This window comes from Streptomyces sp. NPDC004732 (assembly GCF_040609235.1).
Lineage (GTDB): Bacteria > Actinomycetota > Actinomycetes > Streptomycetales > Streptomycetaceae > Streptomyces.
Genome location: NZ_JBEXJR010000003.1, coordinates 16,049 through 28,219, shown reverse-complemented (window position 1 = coordinate 28,219; position 12,171 = coordinate 16,049). Strand labels below are relative to the sequence as shown.

The 12,171-nt window shown below is 71.1% G+C and carries 12 protein-coding genes; 3 read left to right on the top strand and 9 right to left on the bottom strand.

Annotation, left to right across the window (positions count from 1 at the left end):
- The first annotated feature begins 48 nt into the window (after positions 1–48).
- Positions 49–1,164 (top strand): MerR family transcriptional regulator, encoded by a 1,116-nt coding sequence (locus ABZV77_RS09285; protein WP_356252544.1) that lies wholly within the window; start codon positions 49–51, stop codon positions 1,162–1,164.
- A 44-nt stretch (positions 1,165–1,208) separates the two neighbouring features.
- Here the strand turns inward: ABZV77_RS09285 and ABZV77_RS09280 are convergent, their stop codons facing one another.
- The 3 genes from ABZV77_RS09280 to ABZV77_RS09270 form a co-directional block, all read right to left on the bottom strand.
- Positions 1,209–1,592 carry a helix-turn-helix domain-containing protein gene (locus ABZV77_RS09280; RefSeq protein WP_356252542.1) on the bottom strand — a complete coding sequence of 128 codons (384 nt, stop codon included), beginning with the start codon at positions 1,590–1,592 and terminating at the stop codon, positions 1,209–1,211.
- A 132-nt stretch (positions 1,593–1,724) separates the two neighbouring features.
- Positions 1,725–2,147 carry a hypothetical protein gene (locus ABZV77_RS09275; protein ID WP_356252540.1) on the bottom strand — a complete coding sequence of 141 codons (423 nt, stop codon included), beginning with the start codon at positions 2,145–2,147 and terminating at the stop codon, positions 1,725–1,727.
- A 122-nt stretch (positions 2,148–2,269) separates the two neighbouring features.
- Positions 2,270–3,253, bottom strand: coding sequence for a DUF5937 family protein (locus ABZV77_RS09270; RefSeq protein ID WP_356252537.1), 984 nt, complete (start codon positions 3,251–3,253; stop codon positions 2,270–2,272).
- Between the two features lie 174 nt (positions 3,254–3,427).
- Here ABZV77_RS09270 and ABZV77_RS09265 point away from each other — a divergent pair, with 174 nt between their 5' ends.
- A complete protein-coding gene (locus tag ABZV77_RS09265) occupies positions 3,428–4,339 on the top strand; it encodes a glutaminase (protein ID WP_356252536.1) in 912 nt (303 codons plus the stop codon).
- A 55-nt stretch (positions 4,340–4,394) separates the two neighbouring features.
- Here the strand turns inward: ABZV77_RS09265 and ABZV77_RS09260 are convergent, their stop codons facing one another.
- A complete protein-coding gene (locus tag ABZV77_RS09260; protein ID WP_356252533.1) occupies positions 4,395–5,174 on the bottom strand; it encodes an SGNH/GDSL hydrolase family protein in 780 nt (259 codons plus the stop codon).
- Positions 5,175–5,291: 117 nt separating this feature from the next.
- On the opposite strand from ABZV77_RS09260, the gene ABZV77_RS09255 reads away from it, so the two are divergent.
- A complete protein-coding gene (locus tag ABZV77_RS09255) occupies positions 5,292–5,576 on the top strand; it encodes a holin (RefSeq protein WP_356252530.1) in 285 nt (94 codons plus the stop codon).
- Between the two features lie 61 nt (positions 5,577–5,637).
- Here ABZV77_RS09255 and ABZV77_RS09250 read toward each other — a convergent pair whose 3' ends face one another.
- From ABZV77_RS09250 to ABZV77_RS09230, 5 genes are all read right to left on the bottom strand, one after another.
- Entirely contained in the window at positions 5,638–6,651 is a 1,014-nt protein-coding gene (locus ABZV77_RS09250) for a hemolysin family protein (RefSeq protein WP_356252528.1), read from the bottom strand.
- A complete protein-coding gene (locus tag ABZV77_RS09245) occupies positions 6,648–7,982 on the bottom strand; it encodes a hemolysin family protein (RefSeq protein WP_356252525.1) in 1,335 nt (444 codons plus the stop codon). Before ABZV77_RS09245 ends, ABZV77_RS09250 begins: the two co-directional genes overlap by 4 nt.
- 160 nt (positions 7,983–8,142) lie before the next feature.
- The gene (locus tag ABZV77_RS09240) at positions 8,143–8,577 is read right to left on the bottom strand and encodes a GNAT family N-acetyltransferase (RefSeq protein ID WP_356252522.1); all 435 of its coding nucleotides are present in this window, start codon (positions 8,575–8,577) and stop codon (positions 8,143–8,145) included.
- Positions 8,578–8,661: 84 nt separating this feature from the next.
- The gene (locus ABZV77_RS09235; protein ID WP_356252519.1) at positions 8,662–9,552 is read right to left on the bottom strand and encodes an LLM class F420-dependent oxidoreductase; all 891 of its coding nucleotides are present in this window, start codon (positions 9,550–9,552) and stop codon (positions 8,662–8,664) included.
- A gap of 50 nt (positions 9,553–9,602) precedes the next feature.
- Positions 9,603–12,167, bottom strand: coding sequence for an FtsX-like permease family protein (locus ABZV77_RS09230; RefSeq protein WP_356252516.1), 2,565 nt, complete (start codon positions 12,165–12,167; stop codon positions 9,603–9,605).
- Positions 12,168–12,171: the final 4 nt, after the last annotated feature.

Below are 12,171 nucleotides of genomic sequence, written 5' to 3'. Positions count from 1 at the left end.
ACGGGCGCACTTGACCCTCACGTGACGTGATGCCGGATAGTCCGTGCCATGGAGGAGCACCTGACCGTGGGGCGTGTGGCCGAGCTGGCCGACGTGAGCGTCCGCACGCTGCACCACTACGACGAGATAGGCCTCGTGCGGCCGTCCGCGCGGACCGAGGCCGGGTACCGGGCCTACTCCGCGGGCGACGTCGAGCGGCTGCGGGAAGTGCTCGGCTACCGCCGACTCGGCTTCGGACTGCGCGAGATCGCGGGCCTGGTCGACGACCCGGCCACCGACGCGGTCGCGCACCTGCGCCGGATGCGCGGCCTGCTCCTTGAGCAACGAGATCGCGCCGCCGCCACGGTGGCCGCCATCGACCGCGAGCTGGAGGCACGGGCCATGGGGATCAGGACGACGCCGGAGGAGCAGTTGAAGGTGTTCGGAACGCAGTTGTACGACACCATCGGATCCGCCTATCCGGCGACGCGGCGCACCGAGCCGCGGATCGCCGAGCGGATCTGGGACGCACTCGGAGACGCGCAAACGGTATTGAACGTCGGGGCGGGCACCGGCTCCTACGAGCCCCGGGACCGCGACGTGACGGCGGTGGAGCCGTCGGCCGTCATGCGGGCGCAGCGTCCGGCGGGCGCGGCGCCGTGCGTGGCCGCCGCAGCGGAGAGCCTCCCGTTCGAGGATCAGTCCTTCGACGCCGCGATGGCGGTGAGCACTGTTCACCACTGGCCGGATCCGGTCGCCGGGCTGCGTGAAATGCGGCGCGTGGCCCGCCGCGTGGTCGTGTTCACGTACGACGCGAGTGACACCGGCTGGCGTCAGCGCTTCTGGCTCACCCGCGACTATCTGCCCGAGTTCGCGGGCCTGCTCACCGACTGGCCCTCACTGGCCGACCTGGCCCGTGCGATCGAGGGCCGCGCGGAACCGGTGCTCATCCCGTGGGACTGCGCCGACGGCTTCTTCGAGGCCTACTGGCGCCGTCCCGAGGCGTATCTGGAAGAGCATGTGCGCCGCGCGGTGTCGGTGTGGACCAGAGTCGGCCCGGAGGCCGAACAGCGCGCGGTGGACCGGCTCGGCGACGACCTCTCCTCGGGACGGTGGGCGGAGCGCAACCGCGACCTCGTCGCCCTCGACGCGGCCGAGCTCGGCCTCCGCCTGCTCGTGGCCTGACGGAAACGGCGGAATCGGCGGAATCGGCGGGAACGGCGGGCCCGTCAGGAGTCGAAACGGCCTCGGGCGTTCTCGATGTGACCGAGGTGCTGCTGGGTCCAGCCGCAGATGACGTCGACCGCGGCGCGCAGGGCCCGGCCCGGTTCGGTGAGGGTGTACTCGACCCGTGGCGGCACGGTGGGGTGCACCTTCCGGTCGACCAGGCCGTTGCGCTCCAGCATGCGCAGGTTCTGGGTGAGCATCTTGTGGCTGATGCCGTCGACCTCGTTGCGCAGCTCGCTGAAGCGCAGGGTGCCCTCGCCGAGCGCCTCGATGATCAGGAGCGCCCACTTGTTGGCGACGTCCGAGAAGATCTCCCGCGCGAGGGAGTCCGCGCGCCGCAGGTCGGCATCCTCGGGCAGGCCATTGAGCTGCAGTTTGGTCCCCATCAGGTTCCCCAGTCGCCGAAAAGCGCGTTCTTCCAGGTCGGTGCTGACTCTCCTATGGTTCCTGAGTAACCACAAGAGAGCCACAAGAGAGCACGGTCCCGGGCACACCTGTGCCCGGGACCGTGCGGCCCGTCAGCAGGGACGGATGTACCAGGCGTCCGACCAGTTGCCCCAGCCCTTCTTGTTGTTCGGTGGAATCTCCGGCCACACGAGCTTCTTGTCCGCGTTGAGCACCTTGGCGTTCGCGCCGTCCTGGTTGTTGATGTAGGCCCCGACCTGTTCCCAGTTGGACAGCTTGTAGGTGCCGCACTTCCAGAACACGTGGATCTTCCAGCTCTTCTCCACCTTGTCCCAGGTCTCGGTGCAGAAGCGGCCGCTCCGACAGGAGCTCAGTCCGTCCGTCGTGTGATAGATCCTCTTGGGCTCGGGGGAGACCGTCGGTGACACCGGAAGCGGCGACACCGGCTCACCGGCCTGGGCCTGGGTGGCCACCAGGGCCCCTGACAGGGCGGCCAGGGCGACGGTTGTGGCGAGTACGGAGTGTTTGATCGGCATGGGCTCGAACTCCCTCGGTTGCGTCCGGCGTGGTGCGTGCCTTTCGCGCACAGCCTGGGCGGGCCGGGGAGAGGAGCGCCCGTGGTTTTGGCTCCGGCCGAAACGTCGGGAAGGGAGTGGCCTCAGCGACCGGCGAGCAGCCGGAGGCCCAAGGGGGTCGCGGTGTGCAGGACCCGCTTTCCGTTGCGTCGGGACGCGATGAGTCCTCCCTCCCGCAGCACGGCGAGCTGCTGGCTCGCGCTCGGCAGGGAAACCCCTGTCGCATGGGCGAGTTCGGAGGTGGTGGGGCAGGTCCGCATGGCGGTCTCGTACAGGAGCGCGGCGCGGGTCGGCCCCAGCAGCCGGGTCAGCGGCGCCGGGGAGGCGGCAGGCGACGACGGGGTCTTGTCGACCGGGTAGATCAGCACCGGCCGCAGTTGGGTGTCGGCCAGGGTGATGGGGCGTCGCCAGCAGAAGTACGACGGGATCAGGAGCAGGCCCCGGCCCTGGAGGTACAGGTCGCGCTCGACCGGATAGTCGACCGTCAGCACCGGCGGCTCCCACACGGCCATCGGCCGCAGGCTGTTCAACAGGGCCCGCGTCCCGCCGTCCATGAGGGCGCGGGTGCGCAGGGCCCGGTCCGTGGCCGTGGCCGTGTCGATGCGTTTCCACACCGGTGCGATGAACTCCCGGTGGTAGGTGCGGAGGCTCCCGCCGAGCGCGGTCATCGCCGCCCTGTCACCGCGCGCCAACTCCGCACCCGCCCAGGGGCGTCCACCGCCCGCCGACAGCAGGGACAGCTCGTGCCGCAGCCGACGGCGCGGCGTCGCGAGCACCCGGTCGATGCCGTCCCGCAGCTCATGGGGCCCGCCTTCGACGGGCGGGGTGAGGAAGTCGGGGAAGTAGGCCGCACGCGGCACCAGACTGCACAGCGCCGATGCCACCCCTCGGCCCGCCCGCCCCTGCCGGACCAGCCCACCGGCCATCCGCCGCCATGGCGCGAACGCGAGGGCGCCCTCGCGTGTCTGTAAGCGGCACAGGCTGCATACGATCTCCCACAGCGGATCCGGATGCCGGGCAAGTCGTACGTTCGCCAAGTCGTCGCCGGTGAAATGGATGCGCAGCATGGCTTCCCCCCGTTGGCCTCCGACGCTCGACCAAGTTTCCGGCACGCACGACATCCCGGACGAGGGCCCATCTCGGCCAGGCGTTATCCTGTGGCCGCGACCGATGACAAAGCCCTGTATCCAGCGGCTTTTCAGGAGGAAACGGTCGCGTCATACAGGCAGAAAGCTCAGATTGTGGACTACCAGGCCGTTCTCGAAGAAGTCGCCGCCTATGCCCGGCCGTTGGTGGGCCGGGGCCAGGTGGCCCAGTACATCCCGGCGCTCGCGGACGTGGACGCCGAGCGTTTCGGCATGGCGGTCGCCGACGTCAACGGCGAGGTGCACGGGGTGGGGGACTGGGAGGAGCCGTTCTCCGTCCAGTCCATCTCCAAGGCCTTCAGCCTCGCGCTCGTGCTCGCCGAGGGCGGCGAGCGGATCTGGGACCGGGTCGGCACGGAGCCGTCCGGCAACCCCTTCAACTCGCTCGTCCAGCTCGAGTACGAGAGCGGCATCCCGCGCAACCCGTTCATCAACGCCGGTGCGCTGGTCGTCACGGACCGGCTGCAGAGCCTCACCGGAGACGCGGGCACGACGATGCTGGAGTTCCTGCGCGCGGAGAGCGGCAACCCGGACGTCGCCTTCGACCCGGTGGTGGCGGCCTCCGAGGCCGAGCACGGCGACCGCAACGCGGCCCTTGCGCACTTCATGGCGAGCTACGGCAACCTCGACAACCCCGTCTCCACGGTCCTTGAGCACTACTTCCGGCAGTGCGCGATCCGCATGAGCTGCCGCGACCTCGCCCTCGCGGGGGCCTTCCTGGCCCGGCACGGACTGCGCGGCGACGGCACCCGCCTGCTGCCCGCGCGCGAGGCGAAGCAGGTCAACGCGGTCATGCTCACCTGCGGTACGTACGACGCGGCGGGCAGCTTCGCCTACCGCGTCGGTCTGCCGGGCAAGAGCGGCGTAGGCGGTGGCATCGTCGCGGTGATCCCGGGGCGCTGCACGCTGTGCGTCTGGAGCCCGGGCCTGGACACGTACGGCAACTCCGTGGCGGGCGTCTCCGCGCTCGACCACTTCACCACGGTGACGGGCTGGTCGGTGTTCTAGAGCGCCCTTTCGACGGGTGCCGCGCGGGTGCCGCGCGGGTGCCGCGCGGTCGCGGCTAGGGGAGCGGGCCGTCGTAGGGGAGCAGGTCGGGGCGCTTCGGCGCGCGTCCGTCGCCGGACGAGCGGCCGGTGAGGCGGCGGCCTATCCAGGGGCCGAGGTACTGCCTGGCGAACCGGGCGTCGGCGATGCGGCGCGTGGCCCAGCCCGGCGGCACGGCGGCGGGCAGCGGCGTCCGCCAGTCGTCCTCCGGGGCGTGGCCGAGCGCCTGCCACACCGCCTCGGCGATCCTGCGGTGCCCCTCGGCGGTGGGGTGCAGCCGGTCCACGTCCCACATGCGCTGGTCGCCGAGGACGGCCGCGCCGTAGAGGTCCACGACGATCGCGTCGTGCCGGGACGCCAGGTCGTCGACGTACGAGTAGAGCTCCTCCATGCGCGGGCGGAACCGCTGCATCACCGGGCCGTTCCGCCCCGGGCTGCGCATCAGGACGAGCTGCTTGCAGGAGGGGGCGAGCCGTTCGACGGCCTCCTCGAGCAGACCGCGGACCCGGCCCATGTCGCACTTGGGGCGCAGGGTGTCGTTGAGGCCGCCCACCAGGGTGACCACGTCGGCCTGCATCGCGGCCGCGACGTCCACCTGCTCGGCGACGATCTGGCCGATGAGCTTGCCGCGCACGGCGAGGTTCGCGTAGCGGAAGCCGGGGCTCTGCGCGGCCATCCGGGCGGCGAGGAGGTCGGCCCACCCGCGGTAGGTGCCGTCGGGCAGCAGATCCGACATGCCCTCGGTGAAGGAGTCGCCCACCGCGACGAGACTGGTGTAATTGACATTCATCTGCATGGCGAAAGTGATCGTAACCCGCCGGGGCGTCCGGCGGGGCGGTGCGGCGGATCTGGGCAGCGCGGCCCGACGGCGGTATGTCATAGGCACGCCATCGTCACGAGAGAGCGAGCCGCCATGTGGACCGCAGCCTTCTGGAAGGCCACCACGGAACGTGCGATCCGCACCTTCGCGCAGGCGCTGGCCGCCGTGCTGGTGGCGGGGGCGACCAGCCTGCTGGACGTCGAATGGGGCGCGGCCTTCGCGACGGCGGGTCTTGCCGCGGTCCTTGCGGTCCTGACGGCGATCGGCACCTCGGAGGTCGGGGCGGCAGGACCCGGCATCACCGAGCAGCCGACCACGAAGGCAAAGAAGCCGAAGACCCCGAAGAAGCCGAAGACGGCGGGCGAGCCCGCGGTCTGAGCGTGGGACCGGGCCGGGGCCACGAAGACGCCGCCCCGGCCCGGTCCCACCCCTTACCGGCTCACACCGGCTGGCCGAAGAGCCTCTGCAGGACGTCCTCCATCGTGACCATCCCGGCGAGCCGCCCGTCCGAGCCGAGCACCGCCGCCACATGGGTGCGGCTGCCGCGCATGGCGGTCAGGACGTCGTCCAGCGGTGTCTCCTCGCGCACCTGGGCGATCTTGCGCATGTCCGGCACCCGGAACGGCAGATCGCGCGGCGCCCGGTCCAGGGCGTCCTTCACGTGCAGATAGCCGACGATCCGGCGGCCGTCGTCGACCACGGGGAAGCGGGAGAACCCGGACTCGGCCGAGAGCTGCTCCAGCCGCTCCGGAGTGACGCCCACGCGCGCGTAGACCACGTCCTCCAGGGGCAGGACCACGTCCCTGACCGGGCGGCGGCCCAGTTCGAGCGCGTCGTGCAGCCGCTCCTGCGCACGGTTGTCGATCAGACCCGCGTCCCCGGAGTCCTTGACCATGCGGGCGAGGTCGTCGTCGGAGAAGCTCGCCGACACCTCGTCCTTGGCCTCGACGTGCATCAGCTTCAGCAGCCCGTTGGCGAACGCGTTGATCGCGAAGATCACGGGGCGCAGCGCCCGCGCGAGCGCCACCAGCGGCGGGCCGAGCACCAGCGCGGAGCGCACGGGCTCCGCGAGCGCGATGTTCTTCGGGATCATCTCGCCGAGCAGCATGTGCAGATACGTGGCCAGGGCCAGCGCGATGACGAACGAGATCGGGTGGACCAGGCCGTGCGGCACGCCCACCGCGTCGAACGCGGGCTCCAGCAGATGTGCGATCGCCGGTTCCGCGACGATACCGAGGACGAGGGTGCACAGCGTGATGCCCAGCTGCGCCGCGGCGAGCAGCGCCGACACGTGCTGCAGGCCCCACAGCACGCTCTTGGCGCGCTTGTTCCCCTCCTCCGCGTGCGGCTCGATCTGGCTGCGGCGCACGGAGATCAGGGCGAACTCGGCGCCCACGAAGAAGGCGTTGACGACGAGCGTCGCCAGACCGATCAGCAACTGAACGGCGATCATCGGACATCCTCCTCGTGGTCGTCGGCGGCGAGCGGAGCGTGCAGCATGACGCGGGCGGCGCGGCGCCCGGCCGCGTCGACGACGTCGAGCCGCCAGCCGCCCACCTCGACGCTGTCGCCGACGGCGGGAATGCGGCCGAGCTCCGTGGCGACGAGTCCGGCGAGCGTCTCGTACGGCCCGTCGGGCGCCCGCAGGCCGACCCGCGCGAGCTGGTCGGTGCGTGCCGCGCCGTCGGCGGAGTAGAGCGTCCTGCCGTCGTCATCGGTGCCCGCGTGGGCGATGTCGGGCGTCTCGTGCGGGTCGTGCTCGTCCCGCACCTCGCCGACGACCTCCTCGACGATGTCCTCCAGGGTGGCCACCCCGGCGGTGCCGCCGTACTCGTCGATGACCACGGCCATCGTGCGCTTGCCCGAAAGCCGGTCCAGGAGCCGGTCGACGGTGAGCGTCTCCGGCACGAGCAGGGGCTCGCGCATCAGCTCGGCGACGGGCACCCGCTGCCTGCGCTCCGCGGGCACGGCGAGCACGTCCTTGATGTGCGCGACGCCGACGACCGTGTCCAGGTTTCCGCGGTACACGGGAAAGCGGGAGAGGCCGGTGGCGCGGGTGGCGTTCGCGACGTCCTCGCACGTGGCGTGCACGTCGAGGGCCATGACCTGCACGCGGGGCGTCATCACGTTCTCCGCGGTGAGGTCGGCGAGGTTCAGCGTGCGCATGAACAGCTCGGCCGTGTCCGCCTCCAGGGCGCCCGCCTTGGCGGAGTGGCGGGCCAGGGCCACCAGCTCCTTGGGGCCGCGCGCGGAGGCGAGCTCCTCGGCGGGCTCGATGCCGAAGCGGCGTACGGAACGGTTCGCGGTGTTGTTGAGATGCGCGATGAACGGCCGGAACGCGGCGCTGAACAGGCGCTGCGGCGTGGCCACGCGCTTGGCGACCGCGAGCGGCGAGGAGATCGCCCAGTTCTTGGGCACCAGCTCGCCGATGACCATCAGGAAGACCGTGGACAGGGCCGTCCCGATCACCAGGGCGACGGAGGACGCCGCCGACCGCGGTATGCCGAGGTCGCGCAGCGGACCCGCGATCAGCGCGGCGATGGACGGTTCGGAGAGCATGCCGACCACCAGGTTGGTGACGGTGATGCCCAGCTGGGCGCCCGAGAGCTGGAAGGTGAGGTTCTTTACGGCTTTGAGGGCACCGGCGGCGCCGCGCTCGCCGCGCTCGACTGCCCGCTCGAGCTCGCTGCGCTCGACCGTCGTGAGGGAGAACTCCGCGGCGACGAACACACCGCACGCCAGCGAGAGCAGCACCGCCACGAGGAGCAGAAGCACTTCGGTCATCGGGTCACCTCCGTCCCATGATCGGGCAGGGGCAGGAGGAATGCGCGATGTCGGGTACTGGGAGGCTCGCCCATGGGCGGACGCTCACACCTTTCAGTTGGATACGAGTAGTGCGTCCATGGTAAAGGATCAGCAAAGCCACTCGAACCTCTGTCGGGATTTACCGAGTACCCGCGGACAGCGGCTTCACCCAGCGGCTCCACTGCGGTTCCGGAGCGTAGCCTGCCGCGCGCCACGCGTGGTGGGCGAGATCATTGCCGTCCAGGACCATCGCGTCACCGCGGCGCCCGCCGAGCCGCACGAACCGCTCCTCCGCGGCGGCGAGCAGCGCCGAGCCCACGCCCCGGCGGCGGTGGTCCGGGTGTACCGCAAGCCGGTAGAGGTGGCAGCGCCAGCCGTCGAAGCCCGCGAGCACCGTCCCCGCCAGCTCTCCGTCGCGCTCGGCGAGGATCAGGGCCTCCGGATCGCGGGCGACGAGCCGCTCCACGCCGGAGCGGTCGTCGCTGATGCTCGTGCCCTCGGCGGCCTCCTTCCAGAAGGCGAGCACCGCATCCAGGTCCGAGGCCGCCGCGGCCCGTATTCGAAGATCGCTCATGCGGCCATCCCATCACCGGCCGTCGCCCCGGCGCGCGAAATTTCCAGCATGCGGACGTGGAGGGCAGGGCCTGGCGGCCGGTCGTCAGCTGCCGCCGAGCTCCTCGATGACGGCGCCGAACGCCTCGAAGGAGGACTCCAGGACCGTGATGTACGAGAAGCCGTACCGCTCCCGCTGGGCGCGCAGCTGGTCGGCCATCTGGCGGACGGTGCCGATGAGCAGGATCGGGAGCTGCAGCGCCGTCTCCTCGGTGAGGTGCGGGACGTGCTGGAGGAGGGGCCGGGCCGTGGCGCGCCGGTCGTCCGTCACCTCGACCAGCTGGATCAGCAGATTCAGCTCGGCCGGTTCGGCGCGGTCCGCCGCGAACCGGTGGTAGACGGCGACCCGCTCGTCCAGCTCCTCGGCCGTGAGGTGGCGCAGCGTCCCGCTCGTGTCGCCCGGAACCGCCTTGGCTCCGGTGAACGCGGCGATGTCGGCGTGCTCGGCGGTCAGCCTCAGCATGCGGTCGCCGTTGCCGCCGACCAGGAGCGGCGGGCGGGGCTTCTGCAGCGGCTGCGGCTGGTGTTCCGCCGAGCCGAGGAGCTTGTCCAACTCCTCCATGGTGCGCCGCAGATGATCCACCCGCTCACCGGGCGAGCCCCACGGCAGACCGGCCGCGTCGTGCTCCGGCTTGACGTACCCGGTGCCGAGCCCCAGTTCGAGGCGGCCGCCCGTGAGCGCGTCCGTCGTGGCGACCTCGCGCGCCAGGAGCGCGGGGTTCCAGAAGCCCGCGTTCAGCACGAAGGTGCCGACCCTGGGCCGCTCGGTGGCCCCGGCGGCCGCGACGAGCGCAGGGAACGGCGCGGGTGCGCCCAGATGGTCGGGTACCAGGATCACGTCGTAACCGAGCTCCTCCGCCCGGCGGCACTTCTTGGCCCACTCCTCTCCTCCCGCCGAAGTGACCATGTTGACGCCGAAGCGGAACGGCCGGGTCATGAACTCCCCTTGTCTGTACGGCACTTGAGGTGCTCCGAGGGGCCAGTCCATCACTCGTGCGCGATGGCCGCCAGTACGTTCATGCGCGAGGCGCGCAGCGCGGGCAGCAGCGCCGCAGCAAGGCCGACGACCACCGAGCCGATCACCACCGCGACGATCGTCGTCCAGGGGAACGCCAGCTCCTTCATGCCCTGCAACGCGAGCACCTGCTGCACGGCGACGCCCCAGACCAGCCCGAGCGCGAGCCCGAGCAGCGCCCCGAACACCGCGATCACCACCGACTCCAGACGGATCATCCGGCGCAGCTGACGCCGCCCGAGCCCGATGGCGCGCAGCAGTCCGATCTCCCGGGTGCGCTCCACGACCGACAGGGCCAGGGTGTTCACGACGCCCAGCACCGCGATGACGATCGCGAGACCGAGCAGGGCGTAGACGAGGTAGAGCATCACGGCGATCTGCTGCCGGATCAGCTCCTTGTAGTCGGCCTGGTCGCGCACCTGCACCTGCGGATACGGGTCGAGGCTCTTGTCCAGGCGCGCGCGCAGGGTGTCCGCGTCCGTGCCGGACGCCGCGTTGACGTACAGCGCGGAGTCCTGGCCGCCCGGCACGTACTTCTCGACCGTGCCGAACCCCATGAAGAGCCCGCCCTCGACGCCGAAGCCCTCGGGCGAGTCCTGGTCGGTGAGCGCGCCGACGGTCAGCTTCGTGCCGCGCCCGCCGGGGAACGTCGCCTCCAGTACGTCACCGATGCGCACCTTGTGCTTCTTCGCGTAGTCCACGTCCATGCCGATCCGCCCCGCGGCGAGCGCGGCCCGTGAACTGCCCTGCGCGTACGTCACCTTGGCCACCTCGTCGAGCTGCGGGTCGTAGCCCGCGGCGGTCGACTCGACGTTCTTGCCGTCGGGCAGCGCCAGTTCGATGGGGGTGAAGCGCTGGCGTACGACGAGCCCCGCGCCCTCGGTGTCCTCGACCTTCCCGGTGATCTCCGACGAGAACGGCATGAAGTTGCTGTTCTGCACGACGAAGTCCGCGCCGAGCGTCTTGTCGATCTGCCGGTCGAACGACTTCGTCATCGACGCGCTGGCCACCGAGAGGCCTCCGACCAGCGCGAGCCCCACCATGAGCGCGGCCGCGGTGGCGCCCGTGCGGCGCGGGTTGCGCAGCGCGTTGCGCTGGCTCATCCGGCCGACGGAGCCGAAGACCGCGGGGAAGACGCCGCCGAGGACCCGGATCACCGGGCGCACCAGGAGCGGCCCCGCGATGACCGTGGCGATCAGGGTCAGGACGATGCCGAGGCCGAGGAGCGACGCCGCGGACGAGGTCTTCTCCGCGTTCGCGCAGCCCACGAGCGCGGCGGCACCGGCCGCCCCGACGAGGGCGCCGGCGACCGCCCGTACCTTCAACGGCCGCCCCACACCGGCGATCTCGGCGTCCGCGAGCGCGGCCATCGGCGAGACGTGCGCGGCCCGCCGGGCGGGGAGGTACGCCGCGACGAACGTGACGCCGACCCCGACGACGTACGAGGCGACAGGCGTCGCCCACCCGATGACCATCTCCGTGGACTTCAGGTTCATGCCGAGCAGGCCCATCAGCTTGATCAGGCCGAGGGCCAGCCCTATCCCGGCGGCGAGCCCCAGCGTCGAGCCGACGAGACCCAGCAGGAGCGCCTCGATGAGCACCGACCGGCGCACCTGCCTGCGGTCGGCGCCGAGCGCGCGCAGCAGGCCCAGTTCGCGGGTGCGCTGCGCGATGAGCATCGAGAAGGTGTTGACGATCAGGAAGATGCCCACGAGCACGGCGACACCGGCGAAGCCGAGCATCACGTACTTGATGACGTCCAGGAAGCCGCCGAGCTCGGACGCCGCGGACTCGGCCTGCTCGTCGGCGGTCTTCAGGTCGTAACCGGAGCCGAGTTCGGCGCCGATGCGGCGCTTGAGCGTCGTGTCGCTCACGCCGTCGGCGGCGGTCACGTCGATGCTCGTCGCCACCCTCTTCGAGCCGAGCAGCTCGCGCTGGGCGCTCGCGGTGTCCAGGAAGACGAGCGCGGCCCCGGGGTTGGTGGTGGTGAAGGTGGCGATGCCGACGACCTCGACCTTGAACGAGCCGGGGCGTGCGAGGACGGTGAGCGTGTCCCCGATCTCCACGTCCTTCTTGTCGGCCGTGTCCGCGTCGATCATCGCCTGGCCGCCGCCGCGCGGGGCATGGCCCGAGGTGAGCTCCACGGGGCTGCGGTCGGTGGGGTACCAGTTCGTGGCGATCGTGGGAGCGCCCGTCGTGGAACCCACGGATTCGTTGTCGCGGTCCACGATGGTGATGTTGTCGACGGACACGTCGATGTGCGCCGCCGCGACTCCGGGAACCTCGGACACCTGCTCCTTGAGGCGTGCCGGGACCGTCGGTGTCTGCCCGGAGGGCACTGCTTCGTCGAGGTCCTCCTTCGGCTCCACCGTCACATCGGCGGAGGTGGAGGCGAACAGGCGGTCGAAGGTGCGGGTGACCGTGTCCGAGAAGATCAGGCTGCCCGCGACGAACGCGACCGAGAGGATGACGGCAAGCGCCGAGAGCGCGAGCCTGCCCTTGTGCGCGAGGAAACTCCTGAGCGTCGCCTTCAGCACCGCG

What these genes read in the sequence shown, in the direction of transcription:
- ABZV77_RS09285 (WP_356252544.1), top strand. Translation starts at nt 49, where the DNA reads ATGGAGGAGCACCTGACCGTGGGGCGTGTGGCCGAGCTGGCCGACGTG.
- ABZV77_RS09280 (WP_356252542.1), bottom strand. Translation starts at nt 1,592, where the DNA reads ATGGGGACCAAACTGCAGCTCAATGGCCTGCCCGAGGATGCCGACCTG.
- ABZV77_RS09275 (WP_356252540.1), bottom strand. Translation starts at nt 2,147, where the DNA reads ATGCCGATCAAACACTCCGTACTCGCCACAACCGTCGCCCTGGCCGCC.
- ABZV77_RS09270 (WP_356252537.1), bottom strand. Translation starts at nt 3,253, where the DNA reads ATGCTGCGCATCCATTTCACCGGCGACGACTTGGCGAACGTACGACTT.
- ABZV77_RS09260 (WP_356252533.1), bottom strand. Translation starts at nt 5,174, where the DNA reads ATGCAGATGAATGTCAATTACACCAGTCTCGTCGCGGTGGGCGACTCC.
- ABZV77_RS09255 (WP_356252530.1), top strand. Translation starts at nt 5,292, where the DNA reads ATGTGGACCGCAGCCTTCTGGAAGGCCACCACGGAACGTGCGATCCGC.
- ABZV77_RS09250 (WP_356252528.1), bottom strand. Translation starts at nt 6,651, where the DNA reads ATGATCGCCGTTCAGTTGCTGATCGGTCTGGCGACGCTCGTCGTCAAC.
- ABZV77_RS09245 (WP_356252525.1), bottom strand. Translation starts at nt 7,982, where the DNA reads ATGACCGAAGTGCTTCTGCTCCTCGTGGCGGTGCTGCTCTCGCTGGCG.
- ABZV77_RS09240 (WP_356252522.1), bottom strand. Translation starts at nt 8,577, where the DNA reads ATGAGCGATCTTCGAATACGGGCCGCGGCGGCCTCGGACCTGGATGCG.
- ABZV77_RS09235 (WP_356252519.1), bottom strand. Translation starts at nt 9,552, where the DNA reads ATGACCCGGCCGTTCCGCTTCGGCGTCAACATGGTCACTTCGGCGGGA.